The sequence below is a fragment of the Leptospira idonii genome (assembly GCF_004770995.1).
Classification (GTDB): domain Bacteria; phylum Spirochaetota; class Leptospiria; order Leptospirales; family Leptospiraceae; genus Leptospira_A; species Leptospira_A idonii.
Map to the genome: position 1 here is coordinate 60,877 of NZ_RQHW01000047.1, position 17,551 is coordinate 78,427.

At 40.3% G+C, this 17,551-nt stretch carries 20 protein-coding genes; 13 read left to right on the forward strand and 7 right to left on the reverse strand.

Going from position 1 to position 17,551, the window contains the following annotated elements; translation table 11 throughout:
• Nucleotide 1 precedes the first annotated feature (1 nt).
• Genes EHS15_RS12140 through ychF form a run of 6 tightly spaced genes read left to right on the forward strand, consistent with a single transcriptional unit; the run spans nucleotide 2 to nucleotide 5,127 of the window.
• Entirely contained in the window at nucleotides 2-1,246 is a 1,245-nt protein-coding gene (locus EHS15_RS12140) for an exo-beta-N-acetylmuramidase NamZ family protein (RefSeq protein ID WP_135760846.1), read from the forward strand.
• Nucleotides 1,247-1,258: 12 nt separating this feature from the next.
• Complete coding sequence (locus EHS15_RS12145) at nucleotides 1,259-1,876, forward strand: LIC_11883 family protein (protein WP_135760847.1); 618 nt, start codon at nucleotides 1,259-1,261, stop codon at nucleotides 1,874-1,876.
• Entirely contained in the window at nucleotides 1,873-2,766 is an 894-nt protein-coding gene (locus EHS15_RS12150; protein WP_135760848.1) for a DUF2797 domain-containing protein, read from the forward strand. The genes EHS15_RS12145 and EHS15_RS12150 overlap by 4 nt, the downstream gene beginning before the upstream one ends.
• The gene (locus EHS15_RS12155; protein ID WP_135760849.1) at nucleotides 2,744-3,448 is read left to right on the forward strand and encodes an RluA family pseudouridine synthase; all 705 of its coding nucleotides are present in this window, start codon (nucleotides 2,744-2,746) and stop codon (nucleotides 3,446-3,448) included. The genes EHS15_RS12150 and EHS15_RS12155 overlap by 23 nt, the downstream gene beginning before the upstream one ends.
• Nucleotides 3,445-3,981, forward strand: a complete 537-nt coding sequence (locus EHS15_RS12160; protein ID WP_135760850.1) for a hypothetical protein — start codon at nucleotides 3,445-3,447, stop codon at nucleotides 3,979-3,981. The genes EHS15_RS12155 and EHS15_RS12160 overlap by 4 nt, the downstream gene beginning before the upstream one ends.
• A 48-nt stretch (nucleotides 3,982-4,029) precedes the next feature.
• Nucleotides 4,030-5,127 (forward strand): redox-regulated ATPase YchF, encoded by a 1,098-nt coding sequence (ychF, locus tag EHS15_RS12165; protein ID WP_135760851.1) that lies wholly within the window; start codon nucleotides 4,030-4,032, stop codon nucleotides 5,125-5,127.
• 173 nt (nucleotides 5,128-5,300) lie between these two features.
• Here ychF and EHS15_RS12170 read toward each other — a convergent pair whose 3' ends face one another.
• Genes EHS15_RS12170 through EHS15_RS12195 form a run of 6 tightly spaced genes read right to left on the reverse strand, consistent with a single transcriptional unit; the run spans nucleotide 5,301 to nucleotide 11,161 of the window.
• Entirely contained in the window at nucleotides 5,301-5,813 is a 513-nt protein-coding gene (locus EHS15_RS12170; protein ID WP_135760852.1) for a hypothetical protein, read from the reverse strand.
• 44 nt (nucleotides 5,814-5,857) lie between these two features.
• Complete coding sequence (locus tag EHS15_RS12175; RefSeq protein ID WP_135760853.1) at nucleotides 5,858-6,427, reverse strand: RNA polymerase sigma factor; 570 nt, start codon at nucleotides 6,425-6,427, stop codon at nucleotides 5,858-5,860.
• 6 nt (nucleotides 6,428-6,433) lie between these two features.
• Complete coding sequence (locus tag EHS15_RS12180; RefSeq protein WP_135760854.1) at nucleotides 6,434-7,375, reverse strand: hypothetical protein; 942 nt, start codon at nucleotides 7,373-7,375, stop codon at nucleotides 6,434-6,436.
• 35 nt (nucleotides 7,376-7,410) lie between these two features.
• Nucleotides 7,411-8,784, reverse strand: coding sequence for a CHAT domain-containing protein (locus tag EHS15_RS12185; RefSeq protein WP_135760855.1), 1,374 nt, complete (start codon nucleotides 8,782-8,784; stop codon nucleotides 7,411-7,413).
• Nucleotides 8,785-8,790: 6 nt separating this feature from the next.
• Entirely contained in the window at nucleotides 8,791-9,927 is a 1,137-nt protein-coding gene (locus tag EHS15_RS12190; RefSeq protein WP_135760856.1) for a cysteine desulfurase family protein, read from the reverse strand.
• The gene (locus EHS15_RS12195) at nucleotides 9,905-11,161 is read right to left on the reverse strand and encodes a hypothetical protein (protein ID WP_135760857.1); all 1,257 of its coding nucleotides are present in this window, start codon (nucleotides 11,159-11,161) and stop codon (nucleotides 9,905-9,907) included. The genes EHS15_RS12190 and EHS15_RS12195 overlap by 23 nt, the downstream gene beginning before the upstream one ends.
• 38 nt (nucleotides 11,162-11,199) lie before the next feature.
• On the opposite strand from EHS15_RS12195, the gene EHS15_RS12200 reads away from it, so the two are divergent.
• Genes EHS15_RS12200 through EHS15_RS12210 form a run of 3 tightly spaced genes read left to right on the forward strand, consistent with a single transcriptional unit; the run spans nucleotide 11,200 to nucleotide 15,197 of the window.
• Nucleotides 11,200-13,224 (forward strand): tetratricopeptide repeat protein, encoded by a 2,025-nt coding sequence (locus EHS15_RS12200; protein ID WP_135760858.1) that lies wholly within the window; start codon nucleotides 11,200-11,202, stop codon nucleotides 13,222-13,224.
• The gene (locus tag EHS15_RS12205) at nucleotides 13,221-14,033 is read left to right on the forward strand and encodes a hypothetical protein (RefSeq protein ID WP_135760859.1); all 813 of its coding nucleotides are present in this window, start codon (nucleotides 13,221-13,223) and stop codon (nucleotides 14,031-14,033) included. Before EHS15_RS12200 ends, EHS15_RS12205 begins: the two co-directional genes overlap by 4 nt.
• Before the next feature lie 6 nt (nucleotides 14,034-14,039).
• A complete protein-coding gene (locus tag EHS15_RS12210; protein ID WP_135760860.1) occupies nucleotides 14,040-15,197 on the forward strand; it encodes a CapA family protein in 1,158 nt (385 codons plus the stop codon).
• On the opposite strand, the gene EHS15_RS12215 is transcribed toward EHS15_RS12210, so the two are convergent.
• Complete coding sequence (locus EHS15_RS12215; protein ID WP_135760861.1) at nucleotides 15,152-15,874, reverse strand: hypothetical protein; 723 nt, start codon at nucleotides 15,872-15,874, stop codon at nucleotides 15,152-15,154. The two genes, EHS15_RS12210 and EHS15_RS12215, sit on opposite strands and share 46 nt — an antisense overlap.
• A gap of 156 nt (nucleotides 15,875-16,030) precedes the next feature.
• Here EHS15_RS12215 and rpsF point away from each other — a divergent pair, with 156 nt between their 5' ends.
• The 4 genes from rpsF to rplI all read left to right on the forward strand — a co-directional run bounded on the left by rpsF (nucleotide 16,031) and on the right by rplI (nucleotide 17,547).
• Entirely contained in the window at nucleotides 16,031-16,306 is a 276-nt protein-coding gene (gene rpsF, locus EHS15_RS12220; RefSeq protein WP_135760862.1) for a 30S ribosomal protein S6, read from the forward strand.
• Entirely contained in the window at nucleotides 16,299-16,736 is a 438-nt protein-coding gene (locus EHS15_RS12225; RefSeq protein ID WP_135760863.1) for a single-stranded DNA-binding protein, read from the forward strand. Before rpsF ends, EHS15_RS12225 begins: the two co-directional genes overlap by 8 nt.
• 69 nt (nucleotides 16,737-16,805) lie before the next feature.
• On the forward strand, nucleotides 16,806-17,090 hold the full coding sequence (gene rpsR, locus EHS15_RS12230) for a 30S ribosomal protein S18 (protein WP_210416353.1): 285 nt from the start codon (nucleotides 16,806-16,808) through the stop codon (nucleotides 17,088-17,090).
• Between the two features lie 10 nt (nucleotides 17,091-17,100).
• Nucleotides 17,101-17,547, forward strand: coding sequence for a 50S ribosomal protein L9 (rplI, locus tag EHS15_RS12235; protein WP_135760865.1), 447 nt, complete (start codon nucleotides 17,101-17,103; stop codon nucleotides 17,545-17,547).
• Nucleotides 17,548-17,551: the final 4 nt, after the last annotated feature.

Here is a 17,551-nt window from a genome sequence, read left to right on the forward strand (position 1 = left end):
CATGACCAAATACTTTTTTAGGTTTTCCGCTCTCTTTATTTTAGCTTCCTGCCAGGGAAATACGGTTCCTCAATTCAGGATCCACCCTTTGGATTCGAAATTAACTCCTTCCAGTGAAGTTTTTTATAACGAGATTCTTCCCACTCTCTCCGGTAAAAAAATCATGCTTGTGACGAATCCTTCAGGAATCGGAAACAACCCTGCAAGAATTATCAGAGAATTCGACAAATACAAAGTAACTTTGGAACATTTGATCGGACTAGAACACGGGTTTCTCGGCCTGGAAGAAGAATTTAGCCAAACTCCTGTTACTATGGATACTACGTTCAACAGACCTCTCTATCATATCTATAGAATCAAAGATTCCGATTTGAAAGATCTTTTGAAAGAAGTGGATTACGTTCTTTTCGATGTGCAGGATGTAGGAATGCGTTGTTATACTTACGTAAGTGTAATGAAAAGACTATTGGATGGAATCCAAAATACCAAAACACAGTTCGTATTGCTCGATCATATCCACATCGCCATGCATCTTCCTCCTATGGGAGAAAAGATGAATCCTAAAAATCTGAATTTTGCAGGAGAATTTCCTTCTCTTTTGATTTCAGGAATGAGCATGGGTGAATCCGCAAATTTTTACAATCAGGAATATCTGAAAGGAAACGCAAAAATAAAAGTCATTCCTGTTACCGGATACAAACGTGAGTTATATTTCGAAGAGACTGGACTTCCTTGGTTCACTCCTTCTCCGAATCTGCCTATGGTGGAGTCCGCAAGAAATTATCTTTCCCTCGTTCTTTTGGAAGGAGTGAATGTTTCCGTAGGAAGAGGAACACAAGCCCCCTTCGTATATTTCGGGGCTCCTTGGATGACAGATCCTGAGGATTTGGCGAAAAAACTTTCTCAATTAGCGAACAGATCCTACTATTTTACACCTGTTTTTTTTAAGCCGACTTTCGGTCCTCATAAAGGAAAAATCTGCAGCGGGCTAAGGATGAATCTCGTTTCTCCCGATTATGATCCTATGGAACTTGCTTACGAGTTGATCCGACTGATGAAAGATACTTATCCTAAAGATTTCAAATGGAACAAAGGAAGCAACAATCATTGGGTAGATCAGCTTTGGGGAAATGAGAACTTCAGAGTTGCGATCAATTCTGGAAAAACATATAAAGAGTTTCATGAAACCTACAGCAAAACAGAGGCGGACGAGAAGAAAAGAATCGCCCCTTATTTGTTGTATTAAAAGGAAAAGACGATGAAACGAATACGAACCATTCTGATTGTTCTTTCTCTGATCGTTTCGTATCAGGGAATTTTTTCTTCTCCCGATGCGGTGCCTTCTTTTAAGAACATACCTAAGGCGAAGTTTTCCGGCAAATTAAAGTCAGTCGCTTATGCTTCCGTTAGAAGCACGCTCTTAAAAGATTACAAAGATACGGAACAAAAAGAAATCAGATACGTTCCATGTTCCGACGATTTTCCTAAGTTAATCGGTGATTTTCCTTGCAGCCTATTGAGTTGGGACGGGGATATCATCGAAGCAAACGAAACGAATGCATCTGCGGATGCGGCTTCCGTGGAAGGCGAGTCCTCAGAGGAACACGACTTGGGAGGAAAGGTTTCCGTTCAAATTTCCAAAACCAAATCTCCCAACCAGAACGGCAAAGTTCTTTTGTTAGGGGAAGGAGAAGACATGCTCCGATTGTTTTATTTTCCCAACGGGAACATTTCCCATTATCAATTTAGAGACGAAGTGATCGTGTTCAGATGGGCGTCCGAAAAAGAAACTCAAACATTGGTAGGTATATTCCATTTGAAGTTGAATTCGGAACTTTTCCCCATTTCAGGAAAGGAACTTAGTTTCACACCATGACAGTTTATTCCGGATACATTCGCATGATGGAACACGAGGGCACGACCCCTGTTCGATATAGGTGGAGTTATGCGAATTATCAGGATGAAGCTGATAAAAAAAGACCGGGGAAATCGGAAGCTATCGAAAGTTTTTCCTCCGAATTTCTAAACGACTTTCTTGGAAAAAAATTGAAACTTACTTCCAACGGAAAAATCCGTTGTTTGGACTGCGGTAAACCTACTAAAAAATCATTCAACCAGGGAAGTTGTTTCGAGTGTTTTTCAAATAAGGCAAACAATGATCTATGCATCATGCGCCCCGAGACCTGCCATTTTCATAAAGGAACTTGCAGGGAACCGGAGTGGGGGAAAAAGTATTGTTTTCAAGAACATACTGTTTACTTCGCAAATTCGAGCGGCCTGAAGGTGGGAATCACCAAAGAAAAACCGGTGAGCAATCGCTGGGTGGACCAAGGAGCTCGTTTCGGAATTCCTCTTTTGACAGTCTCTTCCAGAAGGGAAGCAGGCATCATCGAACATTATTTAGCCGGTTTTCTCCCCGATAAAACCTCCTGGCAAAAAATGATCCAAGGGGATCCTCCGGAAATCAACCTAACCAAGGAAAGGGATAAATTCGTCAGACATTTAGAAACGAAAGAATTTCCTATGGAAAATGAAAAAGGCAAAACTGTGCTTTTGAATTGGAACAGAACAAATATAGATTCTCCGCAAGAGATACAATACCCCATTCTTTCTTATCCGAAAAAGGTAAAGTCTTACAAACTATCCGAAACCGATTCCATAGAAGATGTACTTGTGGGAATCAAAGGACAATATCTTCTTTTTGAAAACGGAGCCATCAATATTCGCAGTTACGGCGGATACCATGTCGTATTCGAAGTTAAATAAACGAATCTCCCTGGAGGGAGGGTTTTCCACGGAGATACTCTGGGAAGATGAATCTTTCCTCATTGCGAACAAACCGTCCGGACTTCCCGTCCATGAAACAAAAGATCCGAAACGCCCCGATTTTACAAGGCTTGTTGCGAAAGCTTTACATATATCTCACCTAAGAACAGTAAATCGATTGGATTTGGGAACCAGCGGGATCGTTTTATTGGGAAAAGAAGGAGCGGATAACTCCTATCTTGATGGAATTCTCTCTTCGGGCAAAAAAGAATATCTATTCATCGCAGAGGGACTTCCCGATTGGATACAGAAACGATCCGAGTGTTTTCTAAAAGACGGTAATAAAAGAGTTTCTGTCGTCCGTAGCGGAGGAAAAAAAGCAATCACTGAATTCGAAGTTTTAATTAGGGACGATGCAAAGCTCCTTTTTTTGGGAAAGGCAAACCTAATTACAGGAAGGCGACATCAGATTCGAATTATGATTTCAGAGGAAGGTTTTCCCATTTTGGGGGATGATGTTTACGGAAAAGAAAAAGCAGACTCCGAGAAACGTATGTATTTACATGCTTGGAAATTTTCCTTTCAGGGAAAAGATGGTAAGGAAGTGGTGATTCAATCTTCTTTGCCGAAATCTTTTTCGGAAAGAATGCAAGGGATCGAATCTGTTTTAAAAACCGAATGAGTTCTATGGAAATCCAAAATCCTCCCGAAGAATACCAATTGTTTCTCAAAGAGGTAAATTTCTCTCTGAAGTTTACTCAATTCAGAAAGTCGTTGAGTTTATGTTTTCTCGCTCTTTATCTTTATCTTCTTTTTTCCTCCAAATATACTGCAAGCCCTCTGATTGTACTTATCAATTATTTGGCGATTTATACTTCTTTTTCCGGACTCATCGCATATAAGTTTTTCGAAATTCCTAAACTTCTTTTGGATGTGGGAAAAACGGGGGATGCGTCCTCTTTTTTTCATTTGTCTTCTGTTTGGCGGCAGAAGGTGTTGGAGAACACCTTAAAACGTAAAAATATTTTCCCATTACCGGAGAACCTTTCCGAAATGAAATCCGAGGAAATCATTTCTCTTCTGGCACTGAAAGACCGTTTGAATTGGATTCGGATCGGCTGGATTTATTTGGGAAAATACGTTTTGACCGTCGGGATCGCTTGCAGTTATCTTTTTTACATCTATTGGAAAACAGGATTCAGCAGAGACGGCTGAAATAACATTTTTCCTTGTCGCTCGGACCCCGGGAATAAACTTATCCCTATGGGATTGAATTGCGGTATCGTCGGTCTCCCCAACGTGGGAAAGTCTACAATTTTTAATGCTTTGACCAAAGCAGGTGCTCAAATGGCAAATTATCCTTTTTGCACCATCGAACCAAACACTGGAATCGTAGAGGTTCCCGACAAAAGATTAGACCGCCTTACAGAACTTTATAAACCTAAAAGAACTGTTGCGACCACAATCGAATTCGTGGACATTGCCGGCCTTGTAAAAGGAGCAAGCCAGGGAGAAGGTTTGGGAAACCAGTTTTTATCCCACATTCGTGAAGTGGAAGCGATCTGCCATGTAGTGAGAGCCTTCGAAGATGAAAATATAACTCATGTTCATGGAAAAGTGGATCCGATCGAAGACATTACGGTAATCAATTACGAACTTATATTATCCGACTTGGACAGTTTGGAAAAACAACACCAAAGAGTTTCTAAAACGGCAAAAACCGGGAATAAGGAAGCTCTTGAAATTTCCTCAGTCATGGAAAAGATCTTAGATGCCTTAAAAAAAGGAAATCGAGCTGCATCCGTTCCATTGACGGACGATGAGAAAAAAATCGCCAAAAAATTCAATTTAATCACCATCAAACCAGTATTATATGTGGCGAATATATTGGATTCAGAAGTCAAAAAATCCAAAAATCCTCATGTGGAAACCATCAAAGAATACGCCTCTAAAGAAGGTGCCGAAGTGGTTGTGTTATGTGGTCGTTTCGAAGAGGAAATTTCCGGTTTGGAAAAAGACGATCAACTTGCCTTTTTGGAAGAGATCGGAGAAACCGAATCCGGCCTTTCCAGAATGATCCAAGCCTCCTACAAACTTTTGGGTCTACTTACTTTTTTCACCGCAGGGGTGGAGGAGGTGAGAGCTTGGACTACCAATGTGGGAAGCACTGGGCCTTTGGCTGCGGCTGTCATCCATTCCGATTTTGAAAAGGGATACATTCGTGCCGAAGTCATGAAATACGAAGACATCGACCGCACAGGAGATCCTGCAAAAGTGAAAGAAGAAGGAAAGCTCAGGGTGGAAGGTAAGGATTACGTCGTTCAAGACGGAGATTTGATTTATTTCCGAGTCAACGCTTAAGAGATCTATTCTTTTCTATTTGATTCTCCGCAAAAAAAGAATCCCGACAGTTTTGTCGGGATGATGAGTAATCTATTTGGAAAAGAAAAAGTAGCCCACCTCGGAGATGCGCTGAGCTACCTAAAGATAAATGTCCTGAATTAGGGATTTTATTGCAGGGAAGATAAAAAAAATTAAGAAAAAGATTCTTGTAAAACGAGGTGAAATCGACCGATTTCCTTGTTCTCCTCTAAAAACACCACTTCCGACGAAGTTTCCATGGTGATGGGAGAATCGAACATTTTCTCTTTCTGTAAGTTATTCAAAGTTTCTATCGTATCGCCATCTAACTTTAGTTTTGCTTTGTAAGCTGCTGGAGGGTTTATTTCTACGGAGAGATAGATTTCCGAATTCTCTTGGTTGGGGGAGAGAATGAATTGAATCTCTTTGCCTTCCAATGTTCTATTCAATTTGAATTGTTGAATGGACCCTCCTCTGAAGGCCATTTTACCTACAGGGCTTAACTCTTCCAAACCGAAGTCATTGGAAAGCACTTGTAATTTTTCCCCTACAATTCTTAAAATCATCGTAAAACCGGAATCAGATTTTGGTAGGATCTGAGAGATTAGGCGGTCTACTGTATCTTGATCCGCTTCTTCTCCTTGCTTCATAAGGAAAAATGCTTCTTTGAGCTTTATTTGGTTCATAAATGAGTTTGGATCAAACGGTTCCATTTATATATTTCCTAATCTCAGCTCTTTATTTCTTTTTGGACGATTTTTTTTATCTTTTCCTTCGCTCTGCTGGCGCGCGCCAGAATTGTACCTAGAGGAAGAGATAAAATCTCTGCAATATCTTTAAATTTGTAACCTTTTAACCGTAAAACAAGTATTTCCTGATAAGGTTCGTCTAATAAAGAAATTCTATTATAAAATTCGTTCTTTTCTTCCAGTTCGAAATAAGTAGTCTCCTGATTCGGTCTTTCGTCTAATATGTCTATTGCGAGGTCTAGATTTAGTCCTTCCCTAAAATCTTGTCTTCTGATCACTCTCGTTTGAGAAAGACTGACGTTTTTTGCAATTTCACTGAGAAATACAATGAATGCAGGAAGGCTGTCACCTTTGAATTTTCCAATCAACCGATATTCGTTGTGAGTTAGGCGGAGGTAAACCAGCTGTACTGTGTCTTCCACTTCGGATCTAGGAACATAGTGGGCTACTGTTCCGCTAATCAGTCTGTGGAATTTGAGAATAAAGGATTTCCATGCGGACTCTTTGCCGAGAAGGCATTCATCCAATAGTTTTCTAATCTCGTCACTCATTGCAGTTCACGGCAAACTTTGCTGTTTGAGGCAAGAATTGCGAATCTCTAACCAACGTCTTTCAAAATGTGCCGAATGGTATATGTTTTTTCTGAGAAATTGGACTGTTGCCTCTTCTTCTGGATCCGATTCTTTCGTGAAAGTCCCATATTGGGTGAAAAAACCGTAAAATCCCAGAAGCCGGAACTTTTTTTCCTGGTTTCCCAATGCAGTTATGCAGTTGGAAAGCTCTTGCAATTGTTGTTTTTTTTCGGAAGGGAAAGTAGGGTCTTTTCCCCATTCGTCCATAATTTTGAGATAGTATCCCTCTGCTCTTTTGTTTTCGGAAAGAAGGTTTTTTTCATTCCAAGGACTTTGTGTGGAATAGGAATAGATGTGGTAGATCTGCTGGTTGGAAAGAAGTAAATCTTCTTTGATTCTAAGAAGCATTGTCTTCTTTCTGTGTTCCGGCATATCCTTATAAACGATCCGATTGATTTCTTCCGTGAAACCTTTTTCTTTTCCGTACCAAACCAATGTATGAGGATCGTAAAAATTCGAAAAAACATAAACTCTGTCTTCCCACAGAGGTAGAATTTCCTCTGCGATTTTTTTGATTTCGGGATTTTGTATTTCCGTTTCTAATATTTCCAATTTAGGAAATTGAATGATCTCGAATAATTTTTGTTTTATCTTTTGTTCTTGGCCCGGCTCAGAACAGTTCTTCAAATAAATCAAAGAATCGATGGAAGAAAAAGGTTTTAGGATTTTAGAGAGAGAAACGATTTTTTTATTCGTGCATTTTTTTATATAAAATTCGAATTCCGATTCGATGGCATCTTCATCCGAGGAAGGATTGATTGTTTCTTTATAATGGGAATCTTTCAGTTTGGTTGTGGGAATTTTTGTTTTTAAATAGAGTTCGAAGTGTTCCTTTGCTTCGTCGGCGTACAAAGAAAAACAAAACATTAAAAAGCATAGAATCCAAAAAAGAGATGTTTCCTTCACGGAGAATGTCCTATTTTACTTTTGAATTCATAATACTTCAGGCTTTCCGTTTTGTCTTCCCGCAAAATTCCGTTCAAAATAGTTTCTTTTGCTTCTTTGTCCAGAAGAGGATGGTCTTTCTTTAGAAAAGAGGAAGCTTCTTTTTTGAATTGGACATCTTGAATCTTAGAGATTAGAATTTCCGTTTCCGAAAGTTTTGGTTTGGCAACTGGCTTCTCTTCTCTTTTGGTTTCTCGGGAAATCTTTTTTTGCCCAATTTCGGGAATCGCAGTCGTTGGAGAAGGGTCGTCCTGTCGGAAGAAAGAAAATGAATATAGAAATCCTCCGATGAGAATCACAAAGAAAGAAGTAGTGAGCCAAGTGTAATTCTTCTTAGGTTTTTCTGGCGCAAAACATACGAAAGAGAGAGCTCCTAAGAGACTTTTTGTATCAGAGTCGAGAAGGTATTGTTTTGTTTTTTGATACGATTTGTAAATATCTTTCGATTTCAGATATTCTTTCCAGAATCGTTCTCCTGCCGCTTCCGCGATTTTTGTTTCTACTGGAGATAAAAATCCGATTACATATCCTGCTCCCGCTTTGAGGAAACTTGCGGCAAGTCCTCCCGTGTGTCTGGATTCGTAAGCGGAATGGCAACTGTTGAGAAAAACAAGTTTTAGATTGGAGAGTTTTGCATTCGCAATCTCTTTTCCTATCACTAAGTTTTCTTTTTCGAAAGGAATGCCTTCTTTTTCAGTATGGCCTGCGTAATGCACCAGACTTGCTTCGGAGAGTTCTTCCCAAAATCGAACCAATTTCAACTGCTCTCCTTTCAATACTTTCAAAGGAATGTTGGATTCGTTCTCTACGATTTTTGCGATGGAGGACACTTCTATTCGTACACTGTCCGTTAGTTCCTTTTGAACGGGATTGGAAACGATTAAAAAACCGTTTTTGTCTTTCGTTTCCGTATAAAGAAAATCGGATCGAATGCCTCTTACGATTCTGTTCCATTCCCAAAAGAAACCCTTATGAGTCCTGAGTATTTCCCAGGGAAAGGCGGTGAATTCAGGATCTGTTTGTACGATGATTTCTTCTTGAAAGTCGGGATGTTTCCAAGGAGGGGTTTTTGTTCCGAAAATCATCTGTTCCAGAACGAAAGTTTTTTTTAGAACCTTTTCGTGAAATTCATGTTTGTCGGGAGGAGAACTCAAGACCCTTGTCAAAAAATTTTCCCAGTCTTTTTTAAATTCGATCAGGTTTCTCCCGTCGATCGGGCAGATGACCTCTACAGGATGTAAACTTTTTTTACTTTCTTCCCAGAACAGTTCTCCGTCGAATTTTCCTTCGCCGAAACTTTTGCTCGGTTTTGCGATGATTCTAATCTTCATAAAAAATTAAAAACTGCGGAACTTTTCGATCAATTCTTCGAAACTTGTAAGCAAGTGTTTCACTTCCTCTTCCGTTGTGAAATAGCCGGTGGAAATTCGTATGCATCGCAATGCTTCTTCTTTGGAATACCCCATCGCAAGTAAGGAACCGGAAGCTTCTCTAGCTCTCGATTTACAAGAGCTCCCCGTAGAGATTATGATTTTCTTTTCTTCCATTCCCAAAAGGAAAAAATCCAGTTCCTCTATCGGCAATAACACAAAACTGGTGTTGTACAGCCGATTCGAATCTTCCGCAATGATTTTACATCCCCATTCTTTGAGAGAGGATTCTATTCGTATTCTGTAATTTTCTAATTTTTTGTTTTTATTCGCAAGTTCTTCTAGTTGCAATTTACTTGCTTCCCGGAAGGCCAAAATAGAGGGGAGGTTTTCCGTCCCGGCCCTGTGGCCGTTCTCTTGGTTTCCTCCTGCAAATAAATGAAAGTTTTTCGAATCGTAACAGACGGAAGTAATGGCAGTTCCCATTCCTCCTCCTATCTTATGAGAGGAAAAACTGAAACCGTCGAAAAGATCGAAATCAACTTCCGTTTTTCCGAAGGCCTGCATTAAATCGCTAAAAAAAGGGGAATTATGCGACCTAGCGATTTCCGAGATTTCCCTGACAGGCTGCAAAACCCCCGTTTCATTTCCTGCCATCAAACAGATGACGGGAAGAGGGGAGTTTTGCAAAAGAGTTTCTAAAGAAGAAAGAAGAATCTTGCCGGATTTATTCGTAGAAATAATTTTTTTCTCAAATCCGTAATCGTCCAAGGCTCCATACATACTGGAGTGTTCGAAAGGGCTGACGATGACTTCATTTAACTCCGGAAAACGATCTCTTAGGTTTTGAATGAGAAGATAGTTCGCTTCCGTGCCGGTAGAAGAAAAGATCAAAGAACTTTCTTTTTTACCGGTGAGTTCAGAAAAATATTTCCGAACGGATTCTATTTTTCCCTGATTTCTGAGAGAGAACCTGGTTGCTCCGGAAGGGTTGTAAAAATCGGTTAGGTATTCCTTTAGGCTGAGTTCTAATAGTTCTGAAAAAGGAGGGTGAGTTGCATTATAGTCGAAATAACTGATTTCACTGGGAAAGGGGGATCTCATCTGCTTCCTCAAAACGATTCAGTTTTCTCAGAACGGATCTTTTCGTTTCTCTGTAAGTTTGCATAATTTGGAGTTTTGTTCCGCCTACACTTCGTTCATCGACATTTCTCAATTTGGGCTGCAAAGAATCCAAAATGGCAAGTGCTTTTTTGTTCTCTCCTAATTTATGATAACATTGTGATTCTCTGAGTATCGACTCGAACTGGTGCACAAGAAGGGCAGGTAGATTGACATCTTCATCTTCCGAAGCGAGTTTGATGTTCGCCGCTTCTCTGAATTCCAAAATTCCTTTTTTATAATAAACAGGATCTTCGGCACCCAATTGATAAAACAACTCTCCTCGTCTGAATCGGAATTTCAGATATTCTCTTTCATTGTTTCCTACGAAGTATAAAATTCTTTCGTAAACGGAATCCATCTCCTTGGGAGAAAAAGACTTCATTCCGGTCAATAGAATTTGTCGAAGAAGGGATTCCAAATAATCGTTAGGTGAAACATCTTCATAACCGCTTCTTTTGATTACGGAAAGAGCGATGCTTCTCTTTTGAATGTCTGTCAGTCCGGATGGAAGTTTTTCCTCTTTTTCTAATAGATGTAAAACATAGTTTTCCGTTTCCATCATATGGGTTTTATAAGCCAGCAGAATCTCAGCAGGACGGCATACCGCCCAAGAAACGGATTCAATTCTTTTAGGAACTGTAAAGTCAGGGCCTGAGAACCGCATGGCTCTTTTATAATAATCGAGTGCTTCTAAAACAGATTCGATATGGGAGTTCCAATAGTCTTTCGGATTGGGACCCAATGTGAGTTCATCCGGGGAGGAAATTTTTTGAAATAAGGGAGATCCCCATTCCATCGCTTTTTCTCTCCAAGTGAGTTCTAAAAAAACTTCTTCGACATGTTCTTTGGATCGAAAATATAAACAGGACTTTTCCATCAGATGCAGGTCTAAAGGAAGAACTACAGATTTTGAATTTTCTTCATTGAGTATAAAATTCGAGATTTTGGCGATGAAATTGCTGTCCCCTTCCTTTCTTCCTTCCAGGATGGAGTCACCTTTGGCCACAAGTTCCCTTGTTATGGCAGGGTTTGGATATCCGAATAACGAGTTATAATAGAGAGTGAGATCCGCAAGTAAGGTGTCTTTGTTTTGTAAAACCCACGGGAAAGTGATTGCCCATACAAGAAGAACAGCAAGAATGTATTTTAAATTTTCTCGTAAGATCTGGTTCAAGGAATGTCCCTGTTCCCGAACTTTCCCGGAATCCACGGATGTTTCAAGCAATTAACCATATCAAAATCCAATTCCTTCCAATTTTATTCTTTTTGTTTCTGGTTTCTTCGCAGACCTTGGGAGAGTCCGAAAAAGAGAATGTTTCGTGCAGCATTCTGGAGAAAGGAGTCCCTATGGATTATCTACTTTCCAGGGGATTTCAAGAACAGGCAGATGCCTATCAAAACTTCGGAAGGGGCAGGCAGGATGCCGGCAAAAAAAGCCTTCAGGAATCAGTATCGTTTTTGGAAAAATTCCATATTTGTAGGGAAGAACAGAAAGAAGGTCCTACTTATCTTAGTTCCTATTCTTTGGCTCTCAATTATTTAGAGTTAGGTGATATTAATTCCGCAGATCGTTGGAGCGATATAGCTTACCGAATTTTTTCTCCTCCTTCCGTTCCTACCAAAGAAAGCATTCTGCTTCGCGCCAGAACCTTGAGAGAAAAAGGAGATTTTGCGGGAGCGATCGGAGTTTTAGAAACGAATCACTTCGACTTTCCTTTTGATTCTCAGTTTTTGGGAAGTTTGGGAGACTTCACTTACGAAGCAAAACTTTGGAACAAATCCCTTTTGTATTATACTTCTCTTCTGGATACCATCATCAAAAGAGAAGGAAACCTGGATCCTAAAATCAGAGCAAAAATCAATCGTAACTTAGGCGATCTCAACTACAAACTGGATTATCCTAAAAAAGCACGAAAACATTATTTGGAATATTTGGATTTTGCCAAAACGGATATGGAGGCATTGTTCAGTGTCGCTCAAATCGATTTTTTGTTAGGTGATTTTGCCTCCGCTAAAAAATACTTAAACCGCATCAGAGAAATCAATCCTAGGGATCTGGAAGCCTCCCATATGTTGGGAGAGATTTGGTTTATCGATGCGAGAGAGAGTGCTTTTGCATATTTTGAAATTCTAAATAAAGAAAAAAAGATCCCGAAAGAAGGAGTGATCCGTTATCTATATCAAATCTTGACGGGAGATACCTCGGATTTGGAAGAAAAGCTGATCTCTCTGTCCGCAAAGAATCCCAACCGTCTTTCTTTAAGAATCGCTTTGCAGGAAGTGATTTCAGTAAAAGATCCGAAACGAAAGTTTAAGGCTTATACGGAAGCAGGACAAATCGCTTTTCAACTGAGACAATATGTGACTGCGAAAAATTCGTTCCAAAAGGCACTGGTTTTGGCGAAAAAGGAAGAGTCTCTTTCCGGGAACATTTCTTTGATTCTGGAAAAAATATCTTATTGCGATGAAAATTTAGGTAACGTCCATCATGCGGTTCTTAATGTTCGAAAGGCTATTTCGGAAGCCAAAACGGAGGAGGGTAAAAATGCGCATGAGTTCCGACTGGCATATCTACTTTCCAATTCCGCAGTGAAAAAATACGATGCTTCCCTTTCCGTAAGTGGTTCTTTGATCGCAAAACAACCTTCTTATGCTCCTTATTATTATCTCAGAGGGCTCACTTATCTTCAAAAGGAAAACTACAAAGCCGGTTTGAAAGATTTTGATAAAGCTGTGAGTTTGGAACAGAACAATGCCATTTATTTATTCTATAGAGCGATGGCTTACGATAAATTGAACGATTTTCCGAATGCGGAAAAAGACCTGCTTCTTTCCATGGAATCCAATCCTGACGGTTCCAATACATACAATTATTTGGGATATTTGTATGCGGAGAAAGGAATCAAAAAGGATAAATCTCTTACCTACTTGAAAAAAGCAGTCGAACTAGAACCGGATAACGCCGCTTATTTGGACAGTTTGGGATGGATCTATTTCAAGTCGGGGCATTTGAAAGAAGCTTTGGTGTATCTATTGTTTGCTGAGAATATTTCCACTGCCAGGGATGCATTTGATCCTGTGATTTCCGATCATATCGGAGATGTCTATCATTCCAAAAAAGATTTGGTGAATGCTTTGGCGTATTGGGAAAAATCCATGGCCAAAACAGAAAATGCGAAAGAGAAAATTAAAATTCAAACTAAAATAAAATCTGCCAATAAGGAACTCTCCGAATGAGTTTAATTACCCGTCCGTCTTTTGTTTCCCTGATTCTTTCCGTAATCTTTCTTTCCTCTTTTTCCTGTAAAGGAGCGGAAGTGGAAGATGTGAATTTCATCGGAAAAGACTCCTCCAAATACGCTTCACCGAACGATCCGAACGCAAAAGCGCTCCTTTCCGATATCGCCAAACAATCCGATGTTTATTCTTCCTTTAGGGGAGAATTTACGATGAACATTCAGGTATTTGTTCCTAAAAAAGACAAATTCACGGTGGATGGAAAAATATTTTTCTCCAAAAATTCCGGTCTTGTGAAAATCCAACTGATGGATACTTTTTTCGGTTTGGTGTTTTCCGAACTGATCGCAAGTCCTACTGAAATTAAGATCAAATCCTCCGGTTCCGATCAAATCGTAACCCAGCCTATGGGAGATTTGATGCTTCAAGATCCCAATACTAAAAAATCAATTCAGTTGCCTTTCCCTGTCATTTATCAGTATCTAACGGGAAGTTTTTCCTCGGAGATCACCTCGCCTAAAGCTCGTTTTTTGATGAAAGAAAATCGAATTCTTTTGGAGAAAAAGGACGGAGTTTATGAATACTTTTTCGAATCCGCTCAATTGAATCGAATCGAACTCGTTAGTCCTGCCAGAGGATTGAAAGCGATCTCTCTTGTGAAAGAAAAAGATACCAAACTCATCCATCCTCCCAAAAGCATTCTGACGAAAGTGACTCCTATCGGGGAAGAGAAAGAGAATGTTTTGATTCTCATCGGAATGAAAAAAACGGTCAAAACGGAAGTTTCCGATTCTGTATTTAAGTTTTAGGGTTTCATGCCTGCGCTGAGGAAATCTTTATTCTTCTTTTCTCTCGTTTTTCTTTGTTTTACGGGAGTTCCTGCGCAGGAAGAAACTGAAGATTTCGAAACGATCCTGCTTCCTCCCGTCGAAGACTATTATCGTTTTAAAACGGATACCGGAAGCGGATATAAAATCACCGGAACCACCAAAGTTTGGGTAGGCGGTGATGTGATGTTCAATTGGGGAGTCAGAGATGCGATGCGTGCTCCTGATCCTCTTTTGGCATTTCGTAGTTTTTCCTCCTGGCTTTCCGGTATGGACTACCGATTCCTCAACTTGGAAACTCCTGTACTTAAAAAGGCACCTAGTGCAGATAAGATGAAATCTTACGTTTTTTACGGAGAAAAAGACGATTTGAATCTTCTGAAAGATATGAAGATCGACGGTGTTTCTCTTGCGAACAATCATACTATGGATTTCGGAGAAACAGGCCTCTTCGAAACTCTTTCTCTTTTGGATGAATATAAAATCCCTTATTCAGGTGCGGGAAAAAACGAAGCTGAATCTTTGAAGCCTCTCAGTTTCACAACGCACGGAAAAGAATTTAGAATTTTTTCTTTTTCGGATACGGGAGAAACCAGACTTTTTTCCGGACCTCGTTCTCCCGGAGCCGCTTATTTCAGAGTGAGCACTGCGGAAAGACTCATCAAAAAATCAAAACAGAATCATGTGAATTTACTTTCTTTGCATTGGGGTGTGGAATACAGTCCCGAGCCTACGGATGTGCAACGTAAGACGGCAAAGTATTTGGTGCAAGCAGGGTATCAGGCGATCATAGGACATCATCCTCATATCCCTCAAGGCATAGAAGTTTTTCCCAAAGGAGTAGTGATTTATTCTTTGGGAAACTTTTTCTTCGGCTCCAAAAATCAATACCTCAAACACAATATATCCGCTATCCTTCATTTTAAAAATGGAACACTTGTTTGTGTGGAAGTGGTTCCCGTTTTCGGAAAACATCAAACCGTGCAAGGAGGGCTTTATTTTTCTCCTTTAGGGCCGAAGGAAGCGGAGGAATTCTTAAAGGAATATTCCGTCCTCTGTAAAAACTTAGGAACCGATTTGGAAATTTCGGGGGGAAGAGGTTATGTTTTTTTGGACAAGGAGCTGAAGGCTAAACTGAATCCGTAATGGAACCAAGTGAGGCAAAGTCCTACCGCCATCAAAGGAAAACCGATCTCCAATAGATTGGTTTTGAAAATGGAAAACAATCCTAGAAAAAATGCGGTCACAAAAAGAACGGAGGATATCCTCAGTAGAATTCCTCTTTCGTATAACCAGAAATAGATGCCGATGGTTCCCACATAGGCAAGAAGACAAAACCATTTCAACTGTGCTGTGGGTTTGAGGTATTCCAAAGAAGGAAGCATCTCTTCTGCGGTTTTCGCATCGAGTAGATTTAAGATCAGTATGTTTTCCACAAGATCCGCAAAGCCGCCGATCACAAGAACTGCGATCATACCCACGAAAATTTTCATAAATATGGGACGGACTCTTCTTCCTGAATAATGACCGGTATAGGCGAGAAACGCCATATAACAAAAGATAAATCCGAAATCGAAATAATGAAGGATTCTATAAGAGGAGGTGATGTTTGCAAACTCTTCGTTTTCCATCACTCCGATGATGTCTTGGACATGTTTGGGGGTTTCCGCTGTTTCCAAGGCTAAGATGGGAGAGCTGAAGCCGGAGTGGTTCTCGGAAAATGGCTCTCTGGGGGTAAAATGGTTTAAAAAACCGGCATAAAGAGAGAGAAATAAGCCGAGACCAAGACCCCAAAATTCAGGAAAATTGATTTTTTCACCCATGAAGATGCTACTAGACCAGGAAATCAGGCAATTCCAGAGAACCAAGAAGAAATTCCATTGACCGGCACCTGAGAGCGAAAAACCCTAGTTTTTAATACTATTTTATTCTTCTACTCCCAGGCCATCTCGCGATGGGAGTATACCCATAGGAGAAACATGAGAAACTACGAAATCACGAACATCATTCGTGAAGGCGCTGTGGAAGAAACGAAGTCTGCCATTAAAGACATTCTTTCCAAGCACACTGTCACGATCCAAAACGAAGAAGACTGGGGTTCTAAAAGACTTTGGCACCCAATCGGTCAAGACGAGCAAGGCCATTTTACATTGATTAAATGCCAAGGCTCTCCAAGTGAGATTTCAAAAATCGAACACGAGTTTAAACTCAACGTTAATATCCTTAAAAGTTTAGTGATCCGCTCCCATGGCTAACGATCTCAACAAAGTCCTTCTCATCGGTCGTATGACCCGTGACCCCGAGTTCAAATCGATCAACGGAAGTTCTGTCGTCAATTTTTCATTGGCAAACAACAGAATCTACGTATCCAACGGGGAGAAGAAAGAGGAAACTCATTACTTCGATTGCGTAGCATGGGGAAGACTTGCAGACATACTGAAACAGTATGCTGGGAAAGGTAAGCAGGTTGCGATTGAAGGTAGACTTCAACAGCAAACTTGGGAAACTCCCGAAGGAAAAAAAGCTTCTAAAATCCGCGTTTATGTTGAGTCAGCTCAACTGTTAGGCGGACAAGGCGGCGGTTCCGGTGGAGGAGACCGAGGCGGAGATTATGCACCACAAGATTCCGGTATGGGTGGTGGATACGATGATAGTTATGCCGGAGACGATGACATTCCATTTTAATAGGTAATTCAAATGAGCGAAACAACAGTTGATGAAACAAGAGTAGATTCCCGCGAAAGTATGGAGTCTATGGACGACGATGAAAAAGGCGGTTTCCGTGGAAAGGACGGAGAAGGCAAATTCGGTCGTAAAAATGCAAAATACAAGAAGAAAGTTTGCAAGTTCTGTGCAGACAAAGCCCTTCTTGCAGGACTAGATTACAAAAGAGTCGATATCTTGGAGAGATTCGTTACCAATAGAGGTAAAATCATCCCTAGAAGAATTACCGGAACTTGCGCAAAACACCAAAGAGTTTTGGCTCGCGAGATTCGTAAATCCAGATCGATCGGACTACTTCCGTTCAAGGTTCTGTAGGAGATAAACTATGAAAGTAATTCTACAAAAAGACGTATTGAACTTAGGTGATGCGGGGGATTTGAAAGAAGTTGCGGACGGTTATGCTCGTAACTTCTTGATTCCTAGAAGACTTGCTGTTCGTGCAAACGACGGTAATACGAAAGTTGCTCTTCACCAAAAAAGACTCGCTGACCTAAAACGTGAGAAACGCACAAAAGTTATGAAAGACTTGAGTGCTTCTATCGAAGGCAAAACTTACGAAGTAAAAGTAAAAGTCGGAGAAAACGATAAACTTTTCGGTTCTGTAACTGCAAACGATATCGTTCTTGCGATTAAAAAAACAGGCGTAGAAATCGACAAAAGAAAACTCGATTTGGGCGAACCATTGAAAGCATTGGGCGAATTTAAAATTAAAGTTCGTTTGGCGGAAGGTGTTGCTCCTCAAATCCTAGTTAAAGTAGTCGGCGAAGCCTAATTTT